Source organism: Cetobacterium sp. ZWU0022 (assembly GCF_000800875.1).
Lineage (GTDB): Bacteria > Fusobacteriota > Fusobacteriia > Fusobacteriales > Fusobacteriaceae > Cetobacterium_A.
Genome location: NZ_JRJZ01000113.1, coordinates 1 through 608, shown reverse-complemented (window position 1 = coordinate 608; position 608 = coordinate 1). Strand labels below are relative to the sequence as shown.

Annotated in this window: 1 protein-coding gene; it reads left to right on the top strand. The window is 26.2% G+C overall.

Annotated elements, in window-relative coordinates; genetic code table 11:
* Positions 1-49: 49 nt before the first annotated feature.
* The coding region (locus L988_RS09040; RefSeq protein ID WP_156111950.1) for a hypothetical protein at positions 50-608 on the top strand (559 nt) is incomplete at its 3' end.

The following is a 608-nucleotide window of genomic DNA, read 5'->3' as shown; positions in this document are numbered from 1 at the left end:
AAAAAAATTAATTATATTTTTTATACTTACTTTTAAAACATTTGCATATATGCAAGTAGCACCTGTTATCTTTGATAAACGAATAGATAAAGAAGGAGCTACACAAGAATTTTATATTACTAATCCAACTGCTAAAGAAGTTGGATATAGGCTTTATAAGGAAAAAAGTGATAATGGACTAGATATGACACCATATATGGAATTTTACCCTAAAAGTTTAAAACTTAAACCAGGGCAAAGTGAAAAAGTTAGAGTTTATATAGAAGCACCAAAAGAAGCAAAACAAGGTGAATATACAGCAATAATGGGGATAAAAGAAATAAATATTCCAGGTATTGAAAAAAAGGGAAATGGAAGTGTAATTATTTATACAGATTTGAAGTTAGAACTTGCAGGATATGTAGGAGATTTAAAACCAAAACTTCAAATAGATGACTTAGAATTAAAAAATAATGAACTTAGTTTTAAAATCTCTAACATTGGAGAGATTAGAACAAAAGTAGAAGCCTACTTAGAAAGTGATAATTTGAAAGAAGCAAAATATCTTGATAGTTTTAGACTTTTAAAAGGTTATAAAAATACTTTTAATCAAAAATTAGATATAGATA